The organism is Kitasatospora sp. NPDC017646 (assembly GCF_044329365.1).
GTDB lineage: Bacteria > Actinomycetota > Actinomycetes > Streptomycetales > Streptomycetaceae > Kitasatospora.
This window is the reverse complement of the sequence record NZ_JBIRJC010000004.1, coordinates 172,731-197,695: the sequence shown is the minus strand read 5'-3', so window position 1 is coordinate 197,695 and position 24,965 is coordinate 172,731. Positions and strand designations below refer to the sequence as shown.

23 protein-coding genes, 2 tRNA genes and 1 pseudogene are annotated in these 24,965 nt (G+C 71.1%); 8 read left to right on the top strand and 18 right to left on the bottom strand.

The features are described from left to right. Positions 1–98 precede the first annotated feature (98 nt). The 3 genes from ACH4J0_RS09145 to ACH4J0_RS09135 all read right to left on the bottom strand — a co-directional run bounded on the left by ACH4J0_RS09145 (position 99) and on the right by ACH4J0_RS09135 (position 747). Positions 99–174, bottom strand: a tRNA-Gly gene (locus ACH4J0_RS09145). A 40-nt stretch (positions 175–214) separates the two neighbouring features. Continuing rightward, a tRNA-Gly gene (locus ACH4J0_RS09140) sits at positions 215–287 on the bottom strand. 142 nt (positions 288–429) lie between these two features. Then, the gene (locus ACH4J0_RS09135) at positions 430–747 is read right to left on the bottom strand and encodes an Lsr2 family protein (protein ID WP_030056585.1); all 318 of its coding nucleotides are present in this window, start codon (positions 745–747) and stop codon (positions 430–432) included. A gap of 467 nt (positions 748–1,214) precedes the next feature. Between ACH4J0_RS09135 and purS the strand changes: the two genes are divergently transcribed. The 4 genes from purS (at position 1,215) to ACH4J0_RS09115 (ending at position 5,304) form a co-directional block, all read left to right on the top strand. Beyond that, a complete protein-coding gene (gene purS / locus ACH4J0_RS09130; protein WP_030278336.1) occupies positions 1,215–1,469 on the top strand; it encodes a phosphoribosylformylglycinamidine synthase subunit PurS in 255 nt (84 codons plus the stop codon). Then, positions 1,466–2,167 carry a phosphoribosylformylglycinamidine synthase subunit PurQ gene (purQ, locus tag ACH4J0_RS09125; RefSeq protein WP_396237823.1) on the top strand — a complete coding sequence of 234 codons (702 nt, stop codon included), beginning with the start codon at positions 1,466–1,468 and terminating at the stop codon, positions 2,165–2,167. The genes purS and purQ overlap by 4 nt, the downstream gene beginning before the upstream one ends. Beyond that, positions 2,167–4,422, top strand: a complete 2,256-nt coding sequence (gene purL / locus ACH4J0_RS09120) for a phosphoribosylformylglycinamidine synthase subunit PurL (protein ID WP_396237821.1) — start codon at positions 2,167–2,169, stop codon at positions 4,420–4,422. Before purQ ends, purL begins: the two co-directional genes overlap by 1 nt. Before the next feature lie 69 nt (positions 4,423–4,491). Continuing rightward, complete coding sequence (locus ACH4J0_RS09115) at positions 4,492–5,304, top strand: sterol carrier family protein (protein ID WP_396237819.1); 813 nt, start codon at positions 4,492–4,494, stop codon at positions 5,302–5,304. Between the two features lie 22 nt (positions 5,305–5,326). Here the strand turns inward: ACH4J0_RS09115 and ACH4J0_RS09110 are convergent, their stop codons facing one another. Both ACH4J0_RS09110 and ACH4J0_RS09105 read right to left on the bottom strand, forming a co-directional pair. After that, a complete protein-coding gene (locus ACH4J0_RS09110) occupies positions 5,327–6,046 on the bottom strand; it encodes a hypothetical protein (RefSeq protein WP_396237817.1) in 720 nt (239 codons plus the stop codon). 72 nt (positions 6,047–6,118) lie between these two features. Next, the gene (locus ACH4J0_RS09105) at positions 6,119–6,907 is read right to left on the bottom strand and encodes a DUF3152 domain-containing protein (RefSeq protein WP_396237815.1); all 789 of its coding nucleotides are present in this window, start codon (positions 6,905–6,907) and stop codon (positions 6,119–6,121) included. 194 nt (positions 6,908–7,101) lie between these two features. Here ACH4J0_RS09105 and ACH4J0_RS09100 point away from each other — a divergent pair, with 194 nt between their 5' ends. Next, the gene (locus ACH4J0_RS09100; RefSeq protein WP_396237813.1) at positions 7,102–7,521 is read left to right on the top strand and encodes a DUF3151 domain-containing protein; all 420 of its coding nucleotides are present in this window, start codon (positions 7,102–7,104) and stop codon (positions 7,519–7,521) included. A 94-nt stretch (positions 7,522–7,615) separates the two neighbouring features. Here ACH4J0_RS09100 and fbaA read toward each other — a convergent pair whose 3' ends face one another. Then, entirely contained in the window at positions 7,616–8,638 is a 1,023-nt protein-coding gene (gene fbaA / locus ACH4J0_RS09095; RefSeq protein WP_030278348.1) for a class II fructose-bisphosphate aldolase, read from the bottom strand. 354 nt (positions 8,639–8,992) lie between these two features. On the opposite strand from fbaA, the gene ACH4J0_RS09090 reads away from it, so the two are divergent. Beyond that, positions 8,993–9,715, top strand: coding sequence for a DedA family protein (locus ACH4J0_RS09090; protein ID WP_396237811.1), 723 nt, complete (start codon positions 8,993–8,995; stop codon positions 9,713–9,715). Between the two features lie 153 nt (positions 9,716–9,868). Here ACH4J0_RS09090 and pyrE read toward each other — a convergent pair whose 3' ends face one another. From pyrE to ACH4J0_RS09060, 6 genes and pseudogenes are all read right to left on the bottom strand, one after another. Then, positions 9,869–10,405, bottom strand: a complete 537-nt coding sequence (pyrE, locus tag ACH4J0_RS09085) for an orotate phosphoribosyltransferase (RefSeq protein ID WP_270145783.1) — start codon at positions 10,403–10,405, stop codon at positions 9,869–9,871. A gap of 43 nt (positions 10,406–10,448) precedes the next feature. Beyond that, positions 10,449–11,492: a hypothetical protein gene (locus ACH4J0_RS09080; RefSeq protein WP_396237809.1), complete on the bottom strand. Its 1,044-nt coding sequence runs from the start codon at positions 11,490–11,492 to the stop codon at positions 10,449–10,451. 216 nt (positions 11,493–11,708) lie between these two features. Continuing rightward, a complete protein-coding gene (locus ACH4J0_RS09075) occupies positions 11,709–13,352 on the bottom strand; it encodes a polyamine aminopropyltransferase (protein WP_396237807.1) in 1,644 nt (547 codons plus the stop codon). A gap of 154 nt (positions 13,353–13,506) precedes the next feature. Beyond that, the gene (locus ACH4J0_RS09070; protein ID WP_396237805.1) at positions 13,507–14,034 is read right to left on the bottom strand and encodes a DUF2617 family protein; all 528 of its coding nucleotides are present in this window, start codon (positions 14,032–14,034) and stop codon (positions 13,507–13,509) included. A gap of 703 nt (positions 14,035–14,737) precedes the next feature. Continuing rightward, a pseudogene (locus ACH4J0_RS09065) lies at positions 14,738–15,169 on the bottom strand (aminotransferase class I/II-fold pyridoxal phosphate-dependent enzyme); the annotation flags it as partial. 353 nt (positions 15,170–15,522) lie between these two features. Continuing rightward, positions 15,523–16,308 (bottom strand): DUF3800 domain-containing protein, encoded by a 786-nt coding sequence (locus tag ACH4J0_RS09060; protein WP_396237803.1) that lies wholly within the window; start codon positions 16,306–16,308, stop codon positions 15,523–15,525. A 245-nt stretch (positions 16,309–16,553) separates the two neighbouring features. Here ACH4J0_RS09060 and ACH4J0_RS09055 point away from each other — a divergent pair, with 245 nt between their 5' ends. Then, positions 16,554–17,738: a DNA sulfur modification protein DndB gene (locus ACH4J0_RS09055; protein ID WP_396237801.1), complete on the top strand. Its 1,185-nt coding sequence runs from the start codon at positions 16,554–16,556 to the stop codon at positions 17,736–17,738. A 120-nt stretch (positions 17,739–17,858) separates the two neighbouring features. Here ACH4J0_RS09055 and ACH4J0_RS09050 read toward each other — a convergent pair whose 3' ends face one another. The 4 genes from ACH4J0_RS09050 to ACH4J0_RS09035 form a co-directional block, all read right to left on the bottom strand. Beyond that, the gene (locus ACH4J0_RS09050) at positions 17,859–18,908 is read right to left on the bottom strand and encodes an aminotransferase class I/II-fold pyridoxal phosphate-dependent enzyme (protein WP_396237799.1); all 1,050 of its coding nucleotides are present in this window, start codon (positions 18,906–18,908) and stop codon (positions 17,859–17,861) included. A gap of 442 nt (positions 18,909–19,350) precedes the next feature. Then, entirely contained in the window at positions 19,351–19,566 is a 216-nt protein-coding gene (locus tag ACH4J0_RS09045; protein ID WP_396237797.1) for a hypothetical protein, read from the bottom strand. A 3-nt stretch (positions 19,567–19,569) separates the two neighbouring features. Further along, the gene (locus ACH4J0_RS09040) at positions 19,570–19,719 is read right to left on the bottom strand and encodes a hypothetical protein (RefSeq protein ID WP_396237795.1); all 150 of its coding nucleotides are present in this window, start codon (positions 19,717–19,719) and stop codon (positions 19,570–19,572) included. Between the two features lie 237 nt (positions 19,720–19,956). Further along, complete coding sequence (locus tag ACH4J0_RS09035) at positions 19,957–20,511, bottom strand: YbjN domain-containing protein (RefSeq protein ID WP_030278363.1); 555 nt, start codon at positions 20,509–20,511, stop codon at positions 19,957–19,959. A gap of 358 nt (positions 20,512–20,869) precedes the next feature. On the opposite strand from ACH4J0_RS09035, the gene ACH4J0_RS09030 reads away from it, so the two are divergent. Beyond that, positions 20,870–21,148 (top strand): helix-turn-helix domain-containing protein, encoded by a 279-nt coding sequence (locus tag ACH4J0_RS09030; protein ID WP_396237792.1) that lies wholly within the window; start codon positions 20,870–20,872, stop codon positions 21,146–21,148. 130 nt (positions 21,149–21,278) lie between these two features. Here ACH4J0_RS09030 and clpB read toward each other — a convergent pair whose 3' ends face one another. Next, the gene (clpB, locus tag ACH4J0_RS09025) at positions 21,279–23,900 is read right to left on the bottom strand and encodes an ATP-dependent chaperone ClpB (protein ID WP_396237790.1); all 2,622 of its coding nucleotides are present in this window, start codon (positions 23,898–23,900) and stop codon (positions 21,279–21,281) included. 112 nt (positions 23,901–24,012) lie between these two features. Beyond that, positions 24,013–24,945, bottom strand: coding sequence for a LysR family transcriptional regulator (locus ACH4J0_RS09020; protein ID WP_396237788.1), 933 nt, complete (start codon positions 24,943–24,945; stop codon positions 24,013–24,015). Between the last annotated feature and the right edge of the window lie 20 nt (positions 24,946–24,965).

The window sequence follows — 24,965 nt, the reverse complement described above, 5'->3', positions numbered from 1 at the left end:
GATGACAAATGTCATGGGGGAATGGGGGAGGAGCAGTGCCGCTGCAATCAGCGGAACCGAAACGTCGAAGGCCCCCTCGATCGAGGGGGCCTTCGCTCTGGAGCGGACGACGAGATTCGAACTCGCGACCCTCACCTTGGCAAGGTGATGCTCTACCAACTGAGCCACGTCCGCATGGTCAAACTATTGAGTTGTGCTGTGCTCGCGCACTGCGAGCGGACGACGAGATTCGAACTCGCGACCCTCACCTTGGCAAGGTGATGCTCTACCAACTGAGCCACGTCCGCATGGTGCCTGGTGGGGCACCCGCCGCCTCTTCGGATCTCTCCGTTGCGGCGACGAGGAATACTCTACAGCATCGTTCGGGGTGGTCGCCCCACCCTTTCGGTCCGGGCGGGCAGGGCGACCGGGGAAGGTGCCCCGACGGGGTCAGTTCGCCTCGGCGAACGCCTCGTACACGTGCTTGGGGATCCGGCCGCGGGCCGGCAGTTCCATGCCGCGCGACAGGGCCCAGGCGCGCACGGCGGCCGGGTCCGGGGTGAGCGCGGTGCGGCGGAAGGACTTTCCGGTGCGGCTCTGGCGCCGGCCGGCCGCGACGAACGGGGCGAGGGCCTCCCGCAGCTTTTCCGCGTTGTCCACGGACAGGTCGATCTCGTACGACTTCCCGTCGACGCCGAAGTGGACGGTTTCCGCGGCGGCGCCGCCGTCCAGGTCGTCGGAGAGCGTGACAACTACACGCTGAGCCATGGGTGTCAATCCTCTCGGCAATTCGGCCGCCGGTTCACGGAGTGCGCCCCGTGGCCTGATGTGCACCAACTCGCGCAAGCGCACACGGGCAGGCCTGGTGGCCCGCCGGATACGCAGCACTTGCCGCGACAGGTGGCCCTATTCTGCACCCGAAGGGGGTCGAAATCGAAGAGTCCGGCATTCTTTTCCGGATATTCACGAGTCTTCGCGGGACTGCCGGATACCGGCGTGCGGGACGGGCGGTTCTGTCCCCAAGTGCCGTATTCGGGTGTTCTCCGGGGGGTCCCGTTCGCGGCCCCGAAACCCCGGAAACGGGCCGGGCCGGACGGGGGGTGGGGACGTCGGATCCCTTGCGGCGTAAGGGTCCTGGGTCTACGCGCGTCACCCTCCCCGGCCAGCATTCCTCCCCCAAACGGCCGGTAGTCTGGAGTTCCCCCGCCTCACCGAAGACACCACCGGGAGTGCCAGTGGCACGCGTCGTAGTCGACGTCATGCTCAAGCCGGAGATCCTCGACCCCCAGGGACAGGCGGTGCAGCGTGCACTGCCCCGTCTCGGATTCACCGGGATCGCCGACGTCCGCCAGGGCAAGCGTTTCGAGCTGGAGCTGGAGGGTCCGGTCGACGACGCCGCGCTCGCCCGTATCCGCGAAGCCGCCGAGACCTTTCTCGCCAACACCGTGATCGAGGACTTCACCGTCCGCGTCGAGGAGGCGGCGAAGTGACCACCCGCATCGGCGTCGTCACTTTCCCCGGCTCGCTCGACGACCGTGACGCCCAGCGTGCGGTCCGCCTGGCCGGCGCCGAGCCGGTCGCCCTCTGGCACCGTGACAAGGATCTCCACCAGGTCGACGCCGTCGTCCTGCCGGGCGGATTCAGTTACGGCGACTATCTGCGCTGCGGCGCGATCTCCCGCTTCTCGCCGGTGATGGAGACCGTCATCGAGCAGGCCAGGCTCGGAATGCCGGTCCTGGGTATCTGCAACGGCTTCCAGGTGCTGTGCGAATCGCACCTGCTGCCCGGCGCCCTCACCCGGAACGACTCGCTGCACTTCGTCTGCCGCGACCAGAAGCTGCGCATCGAGAACGCGGAGACGGCCTGGACCGGGGATTACTCGGTGGGCCAGGAAATCGTCGTCCCGCTGAAGAACGGCGAGGGCCGCTTCGTCGCCGACGCGCACGTCCTGGACGAACTGGAGGCGGAGGGCCGCGTCGTGGCCCGGTACCTCGCCCGCGGCAACGCCGCTGACGGGTACGGCAACCCGAACGGTTCGTACCGCGATATCGCCGGCATCACCAACGCCGCCGGCAATGTCGTCGGCCTGATGCCGCACCCGGAGCACGCCGTGGAGCCGCTCACCGGTCCGACCACCGAGGGCCTGGGCTTCTTCACTTCCGTACTGAAGCAGCTGGTGAACGCCTGATGAGCCTCGACACCGTCAAGAACGCCGAGCAGACCCCGGACGCCGCCCAGCCGTGGGCCGAACTCGGCCTCAAGGAGGACGAGTACGCGCGCATCCGGGAGATTCTCGGCCGCCGCCCGACCGGCGCCGAACTCGCGATGTACTCGGTCATGTGGTCCGAGCACTGTTCGTACAAGAGCAGCAAGGTGCACCTGAAGCAGTTCGGCGAGAAGAAGCCCGATTCGGACGCGATGCTCGTCGGCATCGGCGAGAACGCCGGTGTGGTCGACGTCGGCCAGGGCTACGCGGTGACCTTCAAGGTCGAGTCGCACAACCACCCGTCGTACATCGAGCCCTACCAGGGCGCGGCCACCGGCATCGGCGGCATCGTGCGCGACATCCTGGCGATGGGCGCCCGCCCGGTCGCCGTGATGGACCCGCTGCGCTTCGGTGCGGCCGACCACCCGGACACCCGGCGCGTGCTGCCCGGCATCGTCGCGGGCATCGGCGGCTACGGCAACTGCCTGGGCCTGCCGAACATCGGCGGCGAGGTCGTCTTCGACTCCTGCTACCAGGGCAACCCGCTGGTCAACGCACTGTGCGTGGGCGTCATGAAGCACGAGGACATCCACCTCGCGCAGGCCTCCGGCGCCGGCAACAAGGTCATCCTGTACGGCGCCCGCACCGGCGGCGACGGCATCGGCGGCGTCTCGGTGCTGGCCTCCGAGACCTTCGACGACACCAAGCCGGCCAAGCGCCCGGCCGTCCAGGTCGGCGACCCGTTCCAGGAGAAGCTCCTGATCGAGTGCACCCTGGAGATCTTCCGGGAGAAGCTCGTCAAGGGCATCCAGGACCTCGGCGGCGCGGGTCTGTCCTGCGCCACCAGCGAGCTGGCCTCGGCCGGCTCCGGCGGCATGCGGATCGACCTCGACACCGTGCACCTGCGCGACCACACGCTCTCGCCGGAGGAGATCCTCATGAGCGAGTCGCAGGAGCGCATGTGCGCGATCGTCGAGCCCGACAAGGTCGCCCGCTTCCTGGAGATCTGCGAGAAGTGGGACGTCATCGCCAACGTCATCGGTGAGGTCACCGACGGCGAGCGCCTGGAGATCTTCTGGCACGGCGAGCTCGTGGTGGACGTGCCCCCGCGCACCGTCGCCCACGAGGGCCCGACCTACCAGCGCCCCTACGCCCGCCCGAGCTGGCAGGACGCGCTGCAGGCCGACGCCCCCACCGCCGAGCGGCTGGCCCGCCCGACCACCGGCGAGGGCCTCAAGGCCGACCTGCTGAAGGTCGCGAGCCACCCGAACCAGGCCTCCAAGTCCTGGATCACCGACCAGTACGACCGCTACGTGCTCGGCAACACCGTGCTCTCGCACGGCGAGGACTCGGGCATGATCCGGATCGACGACGAGACCAACCTCGGCGTTTCGGTCGCCACCGACGGCAACGGCCGCTACGCCAAGCTGGACCCGTACACCGGCGCCCAGCTGGCCCTGGCCGAGGCGTACCGCAACGTCGCGGCCGGCGGTGCCAAGCCGCTCGCCGTCTCCGACTGCCTCAACTTCGGCTCCCCCGAGGACCCGGACGTGATGTGGCAGTTCGCCGAGGCCACCCGCGGCCTGGCCGACGCCTGCCTGGTGCTCGGTACCCCGGTCACCGGCGGCAACGTCTCGCTGTACAACCAGACCGGCGAGGTCGCCATCCACCCGACCCCGGTGGTCGCGGTGCTCGGCGTCATCGACGACGTCACCCGGCGCACCCCGGTCGCCTTCGCCGAGGAGGGGCAGCTGCTCTACCTGCTCGGCGACACGGCGGACGAGCTCGGCGGCTCGGCCTGGTCGCAGGTCGTCCACGACCACCTCGGCGGCCTGCCGCCCGCGGTGGACCTGGAGCGCGAGCGGCTGCTCGGCGAGATCCTGATCTCGGCCTCGCGCGACGGCATGATCGACGCCGCGCACGACCTGTCCGACGGCGGCCTCGGCCAGGCGCTCGTGGAGAGCTGCCTCAAGGGCGGCCACGGCGCGCGGATCGTCGTGCCCGAGGGCACGGACCCGTTCGTGTTCCTGTTCTCGGAGTCGGCCGGCCGCGCCGTCGTGGCGGTGCCGCGCAGCGAGGAGCTCCGCTTCAACGACATGTGCACCGCGCGTGGCCTGCCGGCCACCCGGATCGGTGTCGTGGACGGCGACGCCCTGGACATCCAGGGGCAGTTCACCGTCTCGCTGGCCGAGCTGAAGGAAGCCCACACCGGCGTCATCGAGGCCCTGCTGGCCTGACCTGGCTGTTCCGAGGGGGCGGGCGGTTCCATTCCGGAACCGTCCGCCCCTCGGCGTATGTTGGGCCCCATGCCTGCCAAGTCCCGTACGTACCAACCGCAGAAGGTCCGCGCCGCGCTGGCGGCGCAGAACGAGGCGCTGCGCGCCGCCGTGCACCGGCTGTCGGCGCCGGATCTGGACCGGCCCACCCGTCTCGGCTCCTGGCGGGTACGGGAGTTGGTGGCCCATCTGAGTCTGGCGCTGGGCTCGCTGCCGGCCCGCCTGGACGAACCGTCGCCGGGGCCGGTGATCTCGCTGAGCGACTACGCCGGGCTGAGCAGGACGATGGCCGACACGGTCGACACCGCGGTGACCCGTTTCGCGGCGGACGCGTTCGCCGGCCCGCCCGAGGACGTGGCCGCCGCGTTCGACCGGCAGCTGGACGCCGTGCGGTCCGTGCTGGACGGTCCGGCGGTCGCCGAACCCGGGCGGCGGATCCCCCTGCTGAGTGGGCGGTCGATGCTCCTGGCCGACTACCTGGTGACCCGGCTCGTCGAGGCGGTCGTGCACGCCGACGACCTGGCCGACGCGCTGGGCCTCGCCGCCTTCCCGCACGACCGCCAGGCCGTCGCCGCCGTCACCCGGCTGCTGGCGGACGCCTTCGCCGACCGGGTGCCCGGCGGCGCGGTCGAGCTGCGGATCCCGCCGTACGCGGTCGTCCAGGCCGTCCCGGGGCCCAAGCACACCCGCGGCACCCCGCCCAACGTGGTCGAGACCGACCCGCTGACCTGGATCCGGCTGGCCACCGGCCGGGTGCCGTGGGCGGCGGCGGTGGCGGACCACGGGGTGGCCGCCTCGGGGGAGCGCAGCGACCTGGCGGAGTACCTGCCGGTCCTGGGGTAGCGGCTGTCCTCGAACCGGTCGGTCAGCCCTTGAGCTGCCCGGCCAGGGCTTCGGCGGCCTTGCGCAGCGGCTCGCCGGCGAGGGCCGGGTCCTGGGCGGCCTGGCCGGTGGTGTTCTGGTCGAGCATCAGCACCAGGTCGCCGTCGCCGTGCAGCGCGATCCGGGCGACGGCGGCCCTGCCGCCACCCGGGGTGAGCTTGGTCTGCCCGACGGCGGGCCGGTCGGCGGAGAACCGGGAGAGCTGGTCCACACTCAGCAGCCCGGCTCGCGCGATCGCGGGAAGCATCATGCTGATGCCGTAGTCGTTCTTCGGCACGGCCATCAGCTCGACGTCGACGGTGGACGCGCCGACCGTGTAGGAGCAGGTGATCTCGGCGTTCGGGGGAACGGCCGGCATCTCGGTCATGGTCGGCGGGTGACTGGTGTCCCCCGAGGGCCAGGGCTGGGCGGGGACGCCCTCCCCGGTGTTGCCCGTGACGGAGCGTCCGTCCGTCACGGCGGGGGCGACGGTGCCGGTGATCCCGGCTCCGGACGCGGCCTTCGCGAAGTCGAGGCCGAACGGGCAGGTGCTGGACTTGTCCTTGGACAGGTCCAGGGCGGTGGACCGGACGCGGTCGTAGGAGAGTGCTCCACCACCGGTGGCGCTGCCGGTGTCGGACGAGGACGAGCAGGCGGCGGCGCCGAGCGTGATCCCGGCGATGGCGAACGCGGCGGTGAGCTTTCGGCGTTGGGCAGCGGTCATGATCGGAGGGTAGGCCGTGGTTGTGCCGGCCGGTTGCCGTTCGGGTCTCAACTCCGTTGCACTACGGCACGGCTACGGGACGGCCGGGCCGCTCAGGTAGGTGCCGTCCGCGGAGTACGGCCAGGCGTTCGGCGCGCAGCCCTTGAGGCCGTAGATCTGCTGCATCATCGCGGGCGCGGGTTTGCCGGGGCCGGGGCAGGTCTCGTGCCCGTGGCCGATCCGGTGGCCGACCTCGTGGTTGACGATCAGCGCCCGGTACTCGTCCAACGGGCCGCTGAACTGCGGTGAACCGGTGTTCCACCGCTTGGAGTTGACCAGCACCTGGTTGCCGACGTTGCAGTTGACCTCGCCGTGGGTGTCCAGGCCGGAGGCGCCGCAGATCTTGTCCACGGTGGCCGGGGAGGCGATCTTCACGGTGAAGTCGTACGAGCCGCCCGCGACCAGCTGGAAGGCGTTCTTGTGGTCGTTGGTCCAGCCGCGGCGGTCGCCGAGGATGCCGTGGATCTGCCCGGCGGCCGAGGCGGCGTCGATGCCGATGCCGTCCTCGACCTCCACCCGGTAGCGGCGCACGGTGCCGCTACCGACTGCCTTGGCGCTGGCGGGGGCGATGCTGAAGGTGCCGGAGCCCTTGGTGGGGCCGGGGTCGGGCCCGGTGGCCGTGGGGGTGGGGGCCGCCGTCGGGGTCGGGGTGGGGGTGCCGGTGGGCGTCGGGGCCGCCGGTGCCGTGCTGGGTGACTGCTCGCCGGGCGGGGCGACCCGGGCCTGGGCGGTCGCGGCGGGCGCCGGGGCGTCCGCGGGGCGGTTCAGCGCGAAGGCGGCCAGGCCCAGCAGCAGCACGGAGGCAACCAGTGCCGTGAGCATGCCAGGGCCGATCCGGCGGCGTGTCCTGCGGCGTCGACGGGCGCTGCGAGCGTTCTTGGGCGGAGTGGCTCGCCTGCGGGCGGATCTGACTGCGGGCACGAGCGACACCTTGGCATGCGAATGGGTGAATGTCTACATACCAGGTATGCAGCCTCGGCGGTTGACCCCTGGGCCGCGGGTGGCAGACTGCACGCATGGCGATTCACAGGAATCTTCTCGACGGCCCCGAACCGACCCTCCTGCCGGAGGACGAGCAGCCCTACCGGATGCTGGCGGAGGAGTCGGCCTCCCCGACCCAGGTGGCCGCCGAATTCCCGGCCTTCTGCCTCGCCTGGGCCATGCTCGCCGACGACGCCTACGCGGCCGGCCGCTACGTCGAGTCGTACGCCTACGCCCGCACCGGCTACCACCGCGGCCTCGACCAGCTGCGCCGCAGCGGCTGGAAGGGACACGGGCCGGTGCCGTGGGACCACCGCGGCAACCGCGGCTTCCTGCGCTGCCTGGCGGCGCTCGCCCGGGCGGCCGGCGCGATCAAGGAGACCGAGGAGGAGGCCCGCTGCTGGCAGTTCCTGAAGGACAGCAGCGCGGAGGCGTACGCGGAGCTCAAGCAGTAGGACCACGGAACCAACCGGACATGACCGTGCCCCCGGCGGGAGACCGCCGGGGGCACGACCGTTCCGGGCCCTGTTCCTCAGGCCCCCAGCGGGCTCACTTCAGGCGCTTGCCGGCCGAGCGCAGCTGCTCGGCGGCCTCCACCACGCGGGCGGCCATGCCGGCCTCGGCCAGCTTGCCCCAGGTGCGGGGGTCGTAGGTGTTCTTCTTGCCGACCTCGCCGTCGACCTTCAGCACGCCGTCGTAGTTGGCGAACATGTGGCCGGCCACCGGGCGGGTGAAGGCGTACTGGGTGTCGGTGTCCAGGTTCATCTTCACGACGCCGTTCTCCAGCGCGGTGGCGATCTCCTCGGCGGTGGAGCCCGAGCCGCCGTGGAAGACGAAGTCGAACGGGTCGGTCTTGCCGTACTGCTTGCCGATCGCGTCCTGCAGCTCGCGCAGCAGCTCCGGCTTCAGCACGACGTTGCCCGGCTTGTACACGCCGTGCACGTTGCCGAAGGAGGCGGCCAGCAGGTAGCGGCCCTTCTCGCCCAGGCCGAGGGCCTCGGCGGTGCGCACGGCGTCGTTGACGGTGGTGTACAGCTCGTCGTTGATCTCGTGCGAGACGCCGTCCTCCTCGCCGCCGGTCGGGGTGATCTCGACCTCGAGGATGATCTTGGCGGCTGCGGCCTGGGCCAGCAGCTCCTGGGCGATGGACAGGTTGTCGGCGAGGGTCTCGGCCGAGCCGTCCCACATGTGCGACTGGAACAGCGGGTTCTCGCCCTTGGCCACGCGCTCGGCGGAGATCGCCAGCAGCGGGCGGACGTAGCCGTCCAGCTTGTCCTTCGGGCAGTGGTCGGTGTGCAGCGCGACGGTGATGTCGTACTTGGCGGCGACGATGTGCGCGAACTCGGCGAGCGCGACCGCGCCGGTCACCATGTCCTTGTTGTGCTGGCCGCCCAGGAACTCCGCGCCACCGGTCGAGATCTGGATGATGCCGTCGCTCTCGGCCTCGGCGAAACCACGCAGCGCGGCGTGCAGGGTCTGCGACGAGGTGACGTTGATGGCCGGGTAGGCGAACTTGCCCGCCTTGGCCCGGTCGAGCATCTCGTTGTAGACCTCGGGAGTTGCGATGGGCATGCGATCCGCTCCTGTCGGGTTGCGGCGTACGGACGGTGCTGTCCGACGCTGTGTACGCCTTCGTGACGACTCCGTGCCGGCCCGCCGACGCGCGGCGCTGCGGTGTGGCTCTCCGGCACCAAGGTTCGAGGCGACCTCCGCGGTACGGCCATGAGGGTGGTGGGCCGCCGCGGACCGGACGCCGGGGCCATCTTCCCAGACTCGTGCCCGCAGGTCAGCAGGAGCCCGCCTGTCGGGACGTCGCCCGGGGAGGGGCGGCCGGAAGTCGACGGCGGGCCCGGACGCGCGGCCGGACGCGTGCTCGCGGGCCTCGGCCTGAAGTCGTCGGAAAGGTACGCCCGCTATCCTGCGCCCGTGGACTACAACCAGCTGGCCGTCAACCTGCTCGACGCCAAATCCCTGATCTCGTCCCTCGGCGCCATCGGGCTGATCGCGATCATCTTCGCGGAGACCGGCCTGCTGGTCGGCTTCTTCTTCCCGGGCGACTCGCTGCTGATCATCGGAGGTGTCGCCGCCTCGAACGCCGCCTCCTCGGTGCTCGGCGACGGCGCCAAGCTGCCGATCGCCGTCCTGCTCACCGGCTGCCCGATCGCGGCGATCGCCGGTGCCCAGCTGGGGCACCTGATCGGGGCGAAGGTCGGGCCGAAGATGTTCGACAAGCCCGACTCGAAGATCTTCCGCCGCGACTACGTGGTCAAGGCGGAGGAGTACTTCAACAAGTTCGGCTCGGGCAAGGCCGTGGTGTTGGCCCGCTTCATGCCGATCATCCGCACCTTCCTGAACCCGGTGGCCGGCACCCTGGAGATGCCCGCCAGGACCTTCTTCGTGTGGAACGTCGTCGGCGGTGTGCTCTGGACCGAGTCGATGCTGCTGATCGGCTACTTCTTCGGCGACGCGCTCGCCCCGGTGATCGACAAGTACCTGATCCCGGCGGTGCTGCTGATCGTGCTGCTGTCGATCTCGCCGATCCTGGTCGAGGTCATGCGTGAGCGCAGGAAGAAGAAGGCCGGCCTCGTCGAGGCGCCCGCCGCGGACGCGGTGCAGGGCGGCGGCAGCGGGCGGCACCGGCGCGGCTGAGGTCCTCGTTCACGGCCTCGCTGCGGCTGGCCTCGTGTCGACGGCCCCGCTGTGGATGGCCCCGCCGTCGTTGCTTCGAGGGCCGGGTCCCGTTCCACGTGGTTTCACGTGAAACAGGACCCGGCCCTTCGTGTTGTCCGGGGTCCCGTACGGTCAGAGGCCCAGGTCGTCCAGGGTGTACGCGGTCACGTACTCCAGGCCCTGCTCCTCGACGGCGCCCGCGCCACCGCGCTCGACGATCACCGCGACACCGACCACCTCGGCGCCCGCCTCACGCAGCGCCTCGACGGCGGTCAGCACCGAGCCGCCGGTGGTGGAGGTGTCCTCGACCGCCAGCACCCGGCGGCCCTTCACCTCCGGACCCTCGATCCGGCGCTGCAGGCCGTGCGCCTTGCCCGTCTTGCGGACCACGAAGGCGTCCAGCTTCCGCCCGCGCGCGGCGGCGGCGTGCAGCATCGAGGTGGCCACCGGGTCGGCACCCAGGGTCAGACCGCCGACGGCGTCGTACTCCAGGTGCGAGGTCGCGTCCAGCATCACCCGACCGACCAGCGGGGCGGCCTCGCCGTCCAGGGTGATCCGGCGCAGGTCGACGTAGTAGTCGGCCTCCTTGCCGGAGGAAAGGGTGACCTTGCCGTGCACGACGGCCTTGTCCTTGATCTGTGCCAGCAGGGCGTCGCGGTCGTTGCTCATGGGCGTTCAGTCTAGGCCCTGAACTCCCGCGGGGCGCTCCCGGCTAGCGGCGGCGCAGCGCCCTGACCAGCACCACGGCACCGCCCAGCAGGGCCACCGAACCACCGATCACCCACGGCACCGCGTTGCGGCCGCCGGTGCCCGGCACCACGATGCCGCCCGCCTCGCCGCCCCAGCGGGACGCCGCCCGGGCCCGCGCGCTGCGGGCCGGCAGCGCCGGGGCGTACCGGCCGCGCGGCGGGGCGTGGTCCACCTCCTCGGCCGAGCGGCCGACGATGCTGCGGCGCACCGGGCCGCTGAGCTCGGGCTCGTCCTCGTAGGCGAACAGGGGCTGGGCGGGGAGCTCCTCGGCGACCCCGTCCCCGGGGGCGTCGGCCTCGTCGTCGTGGTCGTCGACGTCGTCGTCCTCGTCCTCGGCGTCGTCGGCGGAGCCGGTGGGGAGGCCGAAGCGCTCGGCGTCGGCGTCCGAGAAGGCGATCAGGTCGGAGAGGTCGTCGTCCAGGTCGTCGCCGGGCTGGTCCTGGCGCTCCTCGATGAAGACGATCTCGGCGTCGGCCCCGGTCCCGTCCGTGCCCTCGCCGCCGTTCTCGTTCCCGGTCCCGTCCGCGAGCTCCTCGTCGCCCTCCTCCGGGGCGTCCGGGCCGTCCGGGGAGGTGAGCGCGGTGGCGAAGCGCTCCAGCAGGCGGCGACCGGTGGCGTCGAGGGTCTCGGCGTCGAACTCGGTCAGCCGACCGGTGGCGCTCAGATCGCCCGTGAAGCGGACCGTCGCGGTGCCGTCCTCGGCGCCGTCCGTGACGCTCACGCGTACGGTGGCGGTCGCCTCACCGCTGCCCCGGGCCTCCTGACCCTCGGCGAACACGGTGAGAACACCGTTGCGACCCTCGATCAGCGACAGCACGCCCTTGAAGGTGATCGTGGAGCCGCCGATCCGAAGCTTCAGCCGCCCGCCGATCTCCTCGGCCGACCCGGCCCCGACCGCCGCCGGCTCGGTGCTCAGCCCGGGCACGCTCCGCGCCAGCAGCGCCGGATCCTGCAAGGCCTGCCGCACCAGCTCTGCGGACATCGGGACGACAACCTCATGCTCCATGCCACGGAGCCTACCGACTGGGCCCCGCCCGGTCCCTACCCACCACCGCCCGACTTTCCACGATCGCCCGGTGGGCCGTCGGCGGCGTGGCCCGAGGAGCGTGAGCGCGGCCGGGGTGGGCGTGCGTGCGGCTCCGGCGGGTCCGTCGGCGCTGCGAGTCACTTCGAGCTCGGCCGGCCTCTCCCGCCCTGCCTTCCGCCGGGCCCGACCTCCTCGTCAGCGTGGCCCGAGGAGCGTGAGCGGGGCCGGGGGCCGGGGCGGGCGGAGGGCGGTGAGGCGGGTGGTGGAGCTGCCGAGGGCGTCGGGGCTGAGGGCGCGGGGTGCAGGGGCGTCGGGGGCGAGGGTGAGCGAGGGCGGGGTGGCCGCGGCGAGCAGGAAGTCCTGGAAGGCCTCCGGCGGGCCGGGGCGGCAGGTGCCGGTGGCGCTGCCCTGGACCGCGTAGGGGGTGGTCAGCAGTCCGGCGGCCCGCATCCCCGACTCGATCTGCCACAGGCCGTCCGCGGCCCCGTCCCCGCCCTCGCCGCCCCGGACGGCGATCCGGCCACCGGGGGCCAGCAGCCGGGCCGCCAGGCCGTAGAACTCCTGGGAGTGGAACTCGACCGGCCCGCGGTCGGAGGGCGCGGGCAGGTCGACGAGCACCACGTCGTACTCCTCGCCGGTCGCGCCGCGCAGCCAGGCCAGCGGGTCGGCCGACGTGGTGCTGACCCGGGGGTCGTCGAGGGAGTGGCCGTTGAGGGCGGCGAGCCCGGGGTCGGTGCGGGCGAGCCGGGGGAGGGCCGGGTCGGCGTCGACCAGCCGGACGGAGCGGACGCCCCGGTGCAGCAGCACCTCCCGCAGGGCGAGGCCGTCACCGCCGCCGAGCAGCAGGATCCGGGTGTCGGGTCCGGCGGCCAGGGCGGGGTGGACGAGTGCCTCACTGCCCCGGTACTCGTCGGGCCCGCAGACCGTGAGCCGCCCGTCGAGGTAGAGCCGGAGCGGGCCGTCGGCGGGGCCGGTGAGCACGATCTCCTGGTACCGGCTGCGGGTGGCGTAGCGGACCTGGTCGCCGTAGAGGGCGTGCCGTGCGGCGCGTTCGACGGAGTCGGAGCCCGCGGCGGCGCCCGCGAGCACGGCGAGGACGAGGGCGCAGCCGCCCCAGAGCAGCCGTCGTATCCGGGGCGCCGGTTCCTCGCGGAAGAGCCAGAGCACCACGGCGGCCCCGGCGACGGCGTTGACCGCCCCGGTGAGCAGGGCGCCGTCACCGGGGCCGAGGCGGGGGAGGATCAGGAAGGGGAAGGCGAGGCCGCCGATCAGCGCGCCCACGTAGTCGGCGGCGAACAGGTCGGCGACCGCGCGACCGGCGTCCTCGCGCCGGATCCGCTGGATGAGGGTCATCAGCAGGGGGATCTCGGCGCCGATGAGGATGCCGATCAGGCAGGTGAGGCCGACCATCGCGGCCTGGTAGCGGCCGATCCACGCCCAGCAGGAGTACAGGGCGAGGACGGAGAGTCCGCCGGTGAGCGCGAGGGCGCACTCGACCAGGGCGAAGGCGGTCGCCGGGCGGCGGGTGAGCCGCTTGGCGAGCAGCGAGCCGAGTCCCATCGCGAACACCATCACGGAGAGCACGACGGAGGTCTGGGTGACCGAGTCCCCGAGCAGGTAGTCGCCGAGCGCCACCAGTTCGAGCTCGTAGACGAGTCCGCAGGCCGCGCAGACGAACGCGGCCAGCAGGACGGTGAGCCGGGCGAGCCGGGGGCGGGAGCGCAGCCGGGACCGACGGCGGGCGGGCAGGGCGATGAGGCTTCGCCCGGGCAGGGGTGGGGTGCCGTCGTCGAGGTCCACTTGCGGGTGTGCGGGCGGACCGGCCGGATGGTTGATCACGAACAAACGCTAGGGGACGTGCGGGACGGATAGCTGCGCCCATCCGACGGACAGTGAGGGCCGTCGGATTGACGAATCGTTCCTGCGTGCGATTCGTAGGCTTGTACTGGGTGGCGTAAGACCGGACAGGTGGTCCTGCCCGGCTCGTGGGTCGTCACGTCCCCGACACCACCAACGAGGAGCGGGTGCAGACCAGCTGGCCCTCCTGCGGGTAGGCGTGCCAGGTCCGCCAGAGCAGACGGTTCTGACCGCCCTGGGTGACCAGGGCGGTGAAGGCACTCGGGTCGCCCGGGAAGACCCCGGCGAGGCCGCGCGGGTGTCCTTCGACCAGGGCCAGCAGCTCCTGGGCGCGGGCCGCGAAGTCGTGCGGGGGCAGCGCCTCGATCCGGGCGGCGAACTCGTACTCCCAGCCGCCGACCTGCTTGGCCACCCGGGCCGGCAGCGGGGTGCGGCGGCCGGGCAGGCAGGCGACGGTCTCCAGGCAGTCGCCGGGGCCGGCCGAGATCATCACCTGGTGCGAGGCGCCCAGCAGCCGCAGCTGGAGGGTTCCGGACGCACCCGGGCGGCCGCCGTCGAGTCTCAGGTCGCGGACGGCGAGAGCGGGCAGCGGGTCGCCGCCGAGGCACCAGGCCAGGTCACCGGCGCGGGTGTCCGTGTAGGAGGTCTGCAGTGTGGTGAGCATGCTCGGCTCCGCGTTTCAGCTCCGTGCGCGCCCGCCGAGCAGCAGCGAGTAGGCCTAGGCGATGGCGAGGCTGTTCGTGGCTGTGCGGCCCTGGGCGCGGCCGACCGTGGAAGGAAGGATTCCGGCTGGAGATTCAGCAGCAGAGAAGCATGAATACGCCGGGTCCGTCGGTGATTTACCCAACTTTGTCAAGCATTCACCGTTTCGAGCTCACCTGCTTCCCGGCTCTGATCGACCCGGTGTGCGACTTTGCACAGCGCGCGCCCCTGTCACCGGCCCGTGCGCCGTGCGCGCTGGGTGTGCGCCCTTCGCGCGCTCTACACGCCGCCGCCCTCCACACGCAGCGCGATGGAGGGCGGCCGGGCGTACCCGGCGGGTCGCCGGATTTGCCCAACGGGCAGCAAAAGAGCATGCCACCTAGGGCAGTTGATCGCTAATCAGCACTGGTGTCGGGCCAGAGTTGGCCCCGATAAAGGGGGCGCGCGAAACCCCCTTCGGCGCCGCAGGAGCGCAACGCACTCCGGGAGTCCCCCGCCCTCTTGCACAAACCGACTCCGGTTGGGCTACGGCCCGCTCGCCGGCGGCAGTGACTGACGGTGAACAGTCCGGCTACCGGGTGACGGCGCCATCAAGTCGGTTTGCGCATGCGACAGTTGCAGCTCTTCGGCCCGGCCGGGCCGCAGCTCCGCGCAGTCGTCGCCCGTCAGAGCTGCTGGAGCCGGACCACTGCTTCCTGGAGCACCTCGTCCTTCTTGCAGAAGGTGAAGCGGACGAGGCTGCGGCCCGCGTCGGTGTTGTCGTAGAAGACGGCGTTGGGGATGGCGACCACGCCGCAGCGTTCCGGCAGGGAGCGGCAGAAGTCGATGCCGTCCTTCTCGCCGAGCGGGGTGATGTCGGTGGTGACGAAGTAGGTGCCCTCGGGGGTGAAGGCGCGGAAGCCGGCCGAGGTGAGGCCGTCGAGAAGCAGGTCGCGCTTGCGGAGCAGTTCGGTGCGCAGGGCGCGGAAGTAGTCGTCGGGCAGGCGGAGGGCTTCGGCGACGGCGTACTGGAAGGGGCCGGCACTGACGTAGGTGAGGTACTGCTTGGCGGTGCGGACGGCGGAGACCAGCGCGGGGCTCGCGGTGACCCAGGTGACTCCGTTTTCGTGCACCTGTTTCTGACGCTCCCGCGTGAGCGAACGTGCCCTCGGTGGGTGGACAGCTACGCTGCACGGCAAGTGTGGAGGACGGGTGATTCCCGGGCAGCGCCAGTGCCGATCCGACCACGGCCCGGAGAACGTGTTCAAGGCTCACGCCCGTGACGAGCTGGCCGGTGAGCTGTTGAGCGTGGATGCTGCAGATGATCTGGGGCGAGGCGGGACCTCGGCTGGAGACCTGAGGGCGGAATCGACACGCTGACGGTCCAGGAAAGAAAAAACGGGCTAAAGGCCAGAGGCCCACACCCGCACCGGTAGTCTAGATGGACCGCACCGAGGATTGCAACCATTGGTTACGCTGAGCTGTCGGCGTTGGTCGTTGCGCTGCCGCCCTGGGCTGGGACGAGCTGGTTGTCGCGGTAGATCTTGATGTTGAGTGCTTCGGTCTTGCAGCCATTGAGGAACGTCGCAACCTCGTACTTCTGGCGGACATAGCCTGCGAGTTGGGCCTTCGGGCTTCGCAAGCCGGCCGCGCCTACGCTCTGGCGGAACTCGAACGCAACGGCGCTTACGAGCAGGTCGACGAGTTGTAGGGCGTCGGCGGCCCGCGAGTCGAGCCGGACGACCTTGGAGACGGCAAGGCGTTGGAGGCGCTGGTTGACGCGAGCCTTGATGGACTCCTCGAACGTCACGCCTGCCGGGGTGGAGTAGTTGTCCGCGAGGACCGTGACCACCTCGAACGGTCGGATGCTTCCGAGGAGGAGCTGGAACGCGAGGGATTCGTATGCCTCGAACTGGCCGCCGAACCGTGCTACTGGGTCAGCGGCGTCGCGGTCGCAGACGAAGCACGAGAACACGGCATCCGACTCGACGAGCAGGTCAACTACCTTGCGGTAGAAAGGCAGTGTGTCACGCGTGAGGGCGACGTAGTGGATCTCTTGGTACCAGTGCTCCCGGTCGCGAAGCAGTTGTACGGCGCGGAGAAGCCGTGCAGGCTCCTCCAGCTTGAGGCACCCGACGGCGAAGAAGCGGTCTTTCGCGATGGCGCCGCTCTCATCCAGGAACGCGACGGCCGTTGGCTGGTTCATCGGCACCACCACGCGGTCCGCAGGTTCGAGCTTGCTGATCGTCCCCACCACTTCCCTGATCCTCGTTGACGGCCTTGCCAGTTGCGATCCTGGCAGAGGAGTTCGTCTGTACCGGCGCCGACGTGCTGGCGGGTGGATCGGGCGGTTGCCCGTCCTTGCTTACGCTGGCACCCTACCGCGGTTCCGGTCAACTCGGCCGCGGTGTTGACGAATTGAGCCGCGGTCAGAAAACCTTGGACATCGTCGCTACCTCTCTCGCGGCTGCGGGCTCCCCGGCTCGCCGAAAGGACCCGGTCATGGTGCAGTCCTCCGACTATCCGGTGCTAGACACCAGCTCACTGCCCCTGCCCGGCATGCTCTTGCCGTGCCTCGTTATTGACGGGCGCAGGTTCCTCATCAGGCCGACGCTGGAGGAGATGGAGTCCTTCGTGATCAACCCGAGCCTGACGGAGGACCCGAGGCGGCGGGAGGAGGACTACCGAGTGCGGCAGGCGTACGAGATGCGTACAAGAGCCCAACGGATGATCGCTGACAACAAGGCCAAACGTGAGAACGTCCCGGCCTACGCTGCCTACCTGGAGCGAGGCATGATCAAAGGCGAGGACTACGTCACGCCGCCGATGAGTCTGGTGTTCCTTGACAAGATCATCATCTATCGGATGTCGGAAGCGCCGAACGCGGTGACGGTTGCTCACATCCCGCCTGGCACCAAAGCTTTTCATGACGATGGTGAGACTCAGTACTTGGCTCGGCTCAGCCTGCGTAATCGTCACCCGGCGACCGGCAGCGAGCCGCTTGCGGTCGTCGTCGATCATGACCGCTCCCTCGGATGGAGCAGCCAGGCCTTCCACGATCTCAACATCCTCGGTGTGGCCGTCACCCCTGCGGTTGCCATTGCTGCGGACGGCCGGGACTCTGCCACGGCACTGGCAAAGGCGCTCGCCGAGACCGTTCCCCCCCTCGTTGGCAAGGTGTCCTACAACGCCCGCCAGGTCAGTGCCGGCGGCGACGCGATCATGACGCTCACCACCTTGCGTCGTGCTGTCGCGGCAAGCTTGATCGGCCGGAAGATCTTCGCCTTGGGTAACAGGCCGCTCGCGCAAGAGATGACAGATGGCGATCGCAATGCAGTCACCGCACTTTGGTCCGAGGTGTTCGAGCACCTTCAGCGGCACCTGCGGCACGACACTGTCGTCGGCTTGCCAGTAGTCCTTACTGCGATCGGTATCGCAGCACATGAGGCACGGGGCAGGGGGCAGGGCGTGGGGGAATTGTTGCAAGACCTGTCAAACGTGAATTGGGACAAAGCAACTCCGGACGGAGCCCGGAGGTGGGCGGGTGTCGCTGGCAAGCTGACCGACCGCGGTAGGTTCTCGGCCGCCGGCGGCGTCAAGGAGCTGGGCCATCGCACCCTTGAAGCGCTGACCGACCCTGGCTCCGAGCTCTATGCCAAGATTCGTGCCATTCAGCCGCAGAGGTGAGCTCGGCGGTCAGGAGAGGCAGCCCGGCTGGTGCCCGCCCTTTCAAGGGCTTCCGGCAGGGCCTAATGCTCTGGTAGTGCGTCCTGCTGTGCACCAGTTCGTCCCCCGCGGCCTCGGTGTTCAGGTCAGCGTCTTGAGCCGGGCCACTGCTTCCTGGAGCACCTCGTCCTTCTTGCAGAAGGTGAAGCGGACGAGGCTGCGGCCCGCGTCGGTGTTGTCGTAGAAGACGGCGTTGGGGATGGCGACCACGCCGCAGCGTTCCGGCAGGGAGCGGCAGAAGTCGATGCCGTCCTTCTCGCCGAGCGGGGTGATGTCGGTGGTGACGAAGTAGGTGCCCTCGGGGGTGAAGGCGCGGAAGCCGGCCGAGGTGAGGCCGTCGAGAAGCAGGTCGCGCTTGCGGAGCAGTTCGGTGCGCAGGGCGCGGAAGTAGTCGTCGGGCAGGCGGAGGGCTTCGGCGACGGCGTACTGGAAGGGGCCGGCACTGACGTAGGTGAGGTACTGCTTGGCGGTGCGGACGGCGGAGACCAGCGCGGGGCTCGCGGTGACCCAGCCGACCTTCCAGCCGGTGAAGGAGAAGGTCTTGCCGGCGGAGGAGATGGTGACGGTGCGCTTGCGCATGCCGGGGAGGGCGGCAAGCGGGTGGTGGGTGGCGCCGAAGACCAGGTGCTCGTAGACCTCGTCGGTGATCACCAGCAGGTCGTGTTCGACGGCGAGGGTGACGACGCCGGCCAGTTCCTCGGCGGTGAGGACGGTGCCGGTGGGGTTGTGCGGGGTGTTGATCAGCAGCAGCCGGGTGCGCGGGGTGACCAGGGCGCGCAGTTCGTCGAGGTCGGGGCGGAAGTGCGGGGCCCGGAGGGTGAGCGGGCGGCGGGTGGCTCCGGCCATCGCGATGCAGGCCGCGTAGGAGTCGTAGAAGGGTTCGAGGGCGATCACCTCGTCGCCGGGCTCCAGCAGGGCGAGCAGGGCGGCGGCGATGGCCTCGGTGGCGCCGGCGGTGACCAGGACCTCGGTGTCGGGGTCGTGGGTCAGGCCGTGGAAGCGCTGCTGGTGCTCGGCGGTGTCAGTGCGACCAGTAGGGGTCGTCGACCGTCGCGCACTCCGCCTTGATGGACTCCGGTGGCCCCTGCGCGAATCCGCCTGAGCCGTCGGGCTCGGTGGAGTCGGCGACATCGACCGCGGAGACATGCAGCTCGGCACAGCCGTCCGCGCCCATCAGGAACTGGAGGTGCTGCTGCGAATCCTTCACCTCCAGCAGCCGCTGCTCACGTCGAACCGCGTACCCCTTCGCGGTCCAGAGTTTCTGTACCTCGTCGAGCGCTCATCCTGCTTCTCCGGCCCCGGGTGGAAGGCCCCCGCGACGTCGGCGAGCTCGACCTCGATCCGGTGCTGCGCCTGCTCAACCGGCACGGTGGGTTCCGAGGACTCCGGCCAGGCGTACCAGCCGACCAGGAGCGCCAGCAGTACCGCCGGCACGGTCATGCGCCGTACCGCGGCCCTCACCTCGGGTCCTCCCGGGTGATCGTGTTTCCGTGGCCGCGCACGATCTTCCCGATGTTGAGGAGCGAGTCGCCGCCCTTGTCGTGCTTCCCGAAGTAGTTGTCGTGGGAGTCGGTCACTGACCCGTCCGCCACCGAGAAGCGCTGCGCGCCGAAGCTCTGGTCGCCGGGTCCGTGCCGTGCCACAACCCGTCGGGATTCGTGATCGTCTCGTACGCAGCCCCACCGGGAACGAACATCCCGGGCGCGGGCGCCATCGCGACGGGGTCGTACTTGGCCGTGCCGACGTACACGTGATCCGCACCGACCCCGAGCGGGGTCTTGATGTCCATCGTCTACTCGGCCGCCTTCGCGCTGCGGGGCGCCACCGGGCCAGCGACGAAGTTCGGGTTGAAGGGGTCCGGCGCCCCCATGTGCTGGGCGCTCTGTCCGCAGCCGTCCAGCTCGGCCGGATTGAACTCCAAGGACAGATCAGGATCCGCCATTTGTTCCCCCCGCAGTCGGCCCCGGGGCGTCGCCCGCAGCCCGCAAAGGGTTCGAGGGCGATCACCTCGTCGCCGGGCTCCAGCAGGGCGAGCAGGGCGGCGGCGACGGCCTCGGTGGCGCCGGCGGTGACCAGGACCTCGGTGTCGGGGATGAGGTCGTGGAAGCGCTGCTAAGGACGGCCCGGCCGCCCGGAGGTGCCGGGGGCCGGGCCGCGGGGTGCGTGCCGGGGGCCGGGATCAGGCCTCCTCGCCGTCCTCGCCCTCGCCGTCCTCGCCCTCGATCTCGTTCTGCAGGCCGAGGCGCTCGACGATCCACTGCTCGAAGCCGACCGCGGCCTGGGTCCAGTTCGCGGTGGTGGTGACGAAGTAGTCCAGGTTGACGCCGGTGCCGACGATCATCTGGGCCTCGCCGATCAGACGGACCACGCCGTCCTCGTGGGTGTGGGTGTAGACCTTGGGCCAGAGGGTCTCGCGGTTCCACTCGTCGATCAGGTCGAGGATCTCGCCCTTCTTCTCCAGCGGGTACGCGCGGTCGTAGAAGGCGCGCACCGCGAAGAGCTCCTTCTGCTCGCCGCGGAACATGTAGTAGACGCGGAAGCCCTCCCAGGGGGCGGTGAGGTCGCCCTCCTCGTCCACGACGTGCTTGAGCTGCATCTGGTCGAGCAGCTGGGTGACCAGGGCCTGGTCCGGGACGATGATCGGCGGAGGGCCGGCCGGGCGACCGCCCTGGCCACCGGGCTGGCCGCCCTGGGGCACGCCGAACGACGGGATGGACGACGGGTCGATGCTCATGGGGGTCCTCTTCCTCAGTGCACGTGGTGGCCGGCAATGAGAGGCCGCCCTTTCCACCTCCCATCCTGCCTCATCCGGGGCTCCGCTCACAGGGGCGCCGAGGGGCGCGTCGATCTTCGTTCCGGGGGGCGCGGAGGCCGTCGTGACGCACGGTGTCCGGGGTGCCGTCGCCCTTTCCGTCGTTCCGCCGACCGCTGCCGCGCGCCCGGCGCGTGCGTGAGCCACGTCACGCGCCCGGCGCGCGGGTTCGCCTGCCGTCCGGGCCGGATGCGGTTAGCGTGCGACGGAACTCACCCGGGCCAAAATCCTTCCCAACCGGGTGAGTTGAGGTGATTTGAGCCGAATAGGGGGAGTGGTGATGGAGCGTACGGTGACCAGGGAGGGCGCCTCGTTCGGGGTGCTGCTGCGGAACATCCGACTGGACCGGGGGATGACGCAGGAGCAGTTGGGCGAGGCATCGGGGCTGAGTGTCCGGTCGATCCGCGACCTGGAGCGGGGGATGTCCTGCCCGAGGGTGTCCACGCTGCGGCTGCTCACCCAGACCTGGAACCTGCCGGAGTCCCAGGGGGCCGAGCTGCACCGGCTGGCGCGCGCGTGGCGGGACCGCGCTCGGCAGCGGCGGGCAGCGGGGGACTAGGGACGCGGCCCGCCGACGCGGCCGGTCCCGCGGAGGCGGCCCGTCGCGCGGAAGCGGTACTGGCCGTGGGAGCGGTACGGGTCGTTCCCCCCGCCCGTGCGGGGGGAACGACCCGTACCCGGTGCGGCTGCTACTTCTCCAGCGGGCCCCGGCCGCGGACCGTGAGGCGGTCGACCTCGTCGTCGCGCTCGACCAGGACGGTGTCGCCGTCGTGGACCTCGCCGGACAGGATCGCCCGGGCCAGCTGGTCGCCGATCGCGGACTGCACCAGCCGGCGCAGCGGGCGGGCGCCGTACGCCGGGTCGTACCCGGTGAGCGCCAGCCAGTCGCGGGCGGCCGCGGAGACGTCCAGGGTGAGCCGCCGCTCGCGCAGCCGCTCGCCGAGGCGGGCCACCTGGAGGTCGACGATGCGGCTGAGCTCGTCGGTGCCCAGCGGGTCAAAGACCACGATGTCGTCCAGCCGGTTGAGGAACTCCGGCTTGAACGCGGCCCGGACGGAGTCCAGCACCAGGGCCTTCTTCCGCTCCTCCGGGGTGGCCGGGTCCACCAGGTACTGGCTGCCCAGGTTGGAGGTGAGGATCAGGATCGCGTTGCGGAAGTCCACCGTACGGCCCTGGCCGTCGGTGAGCCGGCCGTCGTCGAGCACCTGGAGCAGCACGTCGAAGACCTCGGGGTGGGCCTTCTCCACCTCGTCCAGCAGCACCACGCTGTACGGGCGGCGGCGGACCGCCTCGGTGAGCTGGCCGCCCTCCTCGTAGCCGACGTACCCGGGCGGGGCGCCGACCAGGCGGGAGACGGAGTGCTTCTCGCCGTACTCGCTCATGTCGATCCGGACCATCGCCCGCTCGTCGTCGAACAGGAAGTCGGCCAGGGCCTTGGCGAGTTCGGTCTTGCCGACGCCCGTCGGGCCGAGGAACAGGAAGGAGCCGGTCGGCCGGTCCGGGTCGGCGATGCCCGAGCGGGTGCGGCGCACCGCGTCCGAGACGGCCTGCACGGCCTCCGCCTGGCCGATCAGGCGCTTGCCCAACTCCTCTTCCATGCGCAGGAGTTTGGCGCTCTCGCCCTCCAGCAGGCGCCCGGCCGGGATGCCCGTCCAGGAGGCGACCACGTCGGCCACGTCGTCCGGGCCGACCTCCTCCTTGACCATCGAGGCGGCGGCGGCCCCGGGCTCGTCACTCGCGGTCGCAGCGCGCTCCTGGGCGTCGCTGAGCTCCTTCTCGGCGGCCGGGATCTCGGCGTACATCAGCTTGGAAGCACGCTCGAAGTCCCCGTCGCGCTGGGCCCGTTCGAGCGCGCCGTGCAGGTCGTCCAGCCGCTCCTTGAGCTCGCCGACCCGGTTGAGGCTCTTCTTCTCCTGCTCCCAGCGCGCCGTCAGCACGCTCAACTGCTCGTTCTTGTCGGCGAGATCGCGCCGCAGTCGGGCCAGCCGGTCGACCGAGGCAGGGTCCGACTCCTTTTCCAGGGCCAGCTCCTCCATCCGCAACCGGTCGACGGAGCGCTGGAGTTCGTCGATCTCGACCGGGGAGGAGTCGATCTCCATCCGCAGCCTGGAGGCCGCCTCGTCGACCAGGTCGATCGCCTTGTCGGGCAGGAAGCGGGAGGTGATGTAGCGGTTGGACAGGGTGGCCGCGGCGACCAGGGCGGCGTCCGAGATCTGCACCTTGTGGTGCGCCTCGTACCGGCCCTTGAGGCCGCGCAGGATGGCGATGGAGTCCTCCACGCTGGGCTCGCCGACCAGCACCTGCTGGAAACGGCGCTCCAGGGCCGGGTCCTTCTCGATCCGCTCGCGGTACTCGTCCAGCGTGGTGGCGCCGACCATCCGCAGCTCGCCGCGGGCCAGCATCGGCTTGAGCATGTTGCCGGCGTCCATCGCGGAGTCGCCGCCGGCGCCCGCGCCGACCACGGTGTGGAGCTCGTCGATGAAGGTGACCACCTGGCCGTCGGAGGCCTTGATGTCGTTCAGGACGGCCTTCAGCCGCTCCTCGAACTCGCCGCGGAACTTGGCGCCCGCGACCATCGCGCCGAGGTCCAGTGCGACCAGCCGCTTGCCGCGCAGCGACTCCGGCACGTCGCCGGCCACGATGCGCTGGGCCAGGCCCTCGACCACGGCCGTCTTGCCGACGCCGGGCTCGCCGATCAGCACCGGGTTGTTCTTCGTCCGGCGGGAGAGCACCTGGACCACCCGGCGGATCTCGTGGTCACGGCCGATCACCGGGTCGAGCTTGCCGTCCCGGGCGGCCTGGGTGAGGTCGGTGCCGAACTTCTCCAGGGCCTTGTAGGTGCCCTCCGGGTCCGGCGAGGTGACCCGGCCGCTGCCCCGGACGTCCTTGAAGGCGGCCAGCAGCGCCTTGGGCGTCGCGCCCTGCTGCACCAGCAGCTCGGCGACCGCCCCGCCCTCGGCGGCCAGGCCGACCATCAGGTGCTCGGTGGAGACGTACTGGTCGTCCAGGTCGTCCGCGCGCTTGCCGGCCTCGGTGAGCACGGCGAGGGTGTCCCGGGCCAACTGGGGGGCGGCGACCGTCGAACCCATCGCGCTGGGCAGCGCCGTCAGCTGGCGGCGCGCCTCGGCGTCGATCCGGGGGACGTTCGCCCCGACCGCCTCCAGCAGGGGCCGGGCGAGGCCCTCGGGCTGCTCCAGCAGCGCGATCAGGATGTGCACCGGCTTGACGTCCGGGTTGCCGACCGCGCCCGCCTGCCGGATCGCGGCGGACAGGGCGTCCTGCGTCTTGGTGGTGAACTTGCTCGCGTCCACTGCTGGGGGATCCTCCCTCGTCGTCCTTCACTGCTGCTGCGTACAGCATGCACTAAGTTGAGTGTATTCCGCTCAACTTTTTTGGGAACAGCGCCGCCGGATCCCCCGGGCCTCAGCCCTCGCGCCTCGGCGCCCGGCCGGGCCTGCGCCGGGTCAGTCCCAGCAGTTCCCGGGCCGGCCCGCCCGGCCGCTGCCCGGCCGGCCAGACCGCGCGCAGCGGCCGCCGCAGGTCCAGCTCCTCCGCCAGCGGCACCTCGACCAGCCGCCGGGTGGCCAGCTCCTCCACCACCGCCAGCTCGCTCAGGCATACCGGCCCCGCCCCGGTCATCGCCGCCGCCTTCAGCGCGGTGGACGAGGCCAGCTCCAACCGGGGCGGCACCGCGCCCCCGTACGGCGTCAGTGCCGTCTCCAGCACCTCCCGGGTGCCCGAGCCGGACTCGCGCAGCACCAGCGGGGTGGCCGCCAGCTCCGTCCCGGTCAGCGGGGTGCGGCGGCGCGCCCACCGGTGGCCGGGCGCCACCACGACCACCAGCCGGTCCGCCGCCACCACCGCGCCGGCCAGTCCGGGTGGGGTGGACGGACCCTCGACGAAGCCCAGGTCGGCGTCCCCGGCCAGCACGTGCCCGGCGACCTCCGCCGAGTTCGCCGTCCGCAGCGTCACCGCCGTCCCCGGACTGGCCTCGGCCAGCGCCAGCAGCCAGCCCGGCATCAGGTACTCGGCGACCGTCAGGCTGGCCACGACCCGCAGCTTGGCGTCCCGCCGCTCGCGCAGCGCGTCGATCCCGGCGTCCAGCGCCTGCGCCGCCTCCACCACCTGCCGGGCCCACTCGACCACCAGCCGGCCCGCCCCGGTCGGCCGGCTGCCCCGGGGCGAGCGCTCCAGCAGCGGGACGCCGATCTGCCGCTCCATGCCCTTGATCCGGGCGCTCGCGGTCGGCTGGCTGACGCCCAGTTCGGCGGCCGCCCGTCCGACGCTGCCCAGCCGGGCCACCGCGAGCAGCAGTTCGAGGGCGCCCAGTTCGGGGACGTGCGGGGAGAGAGCCATAGGTTCAGGCTATGTCCTCA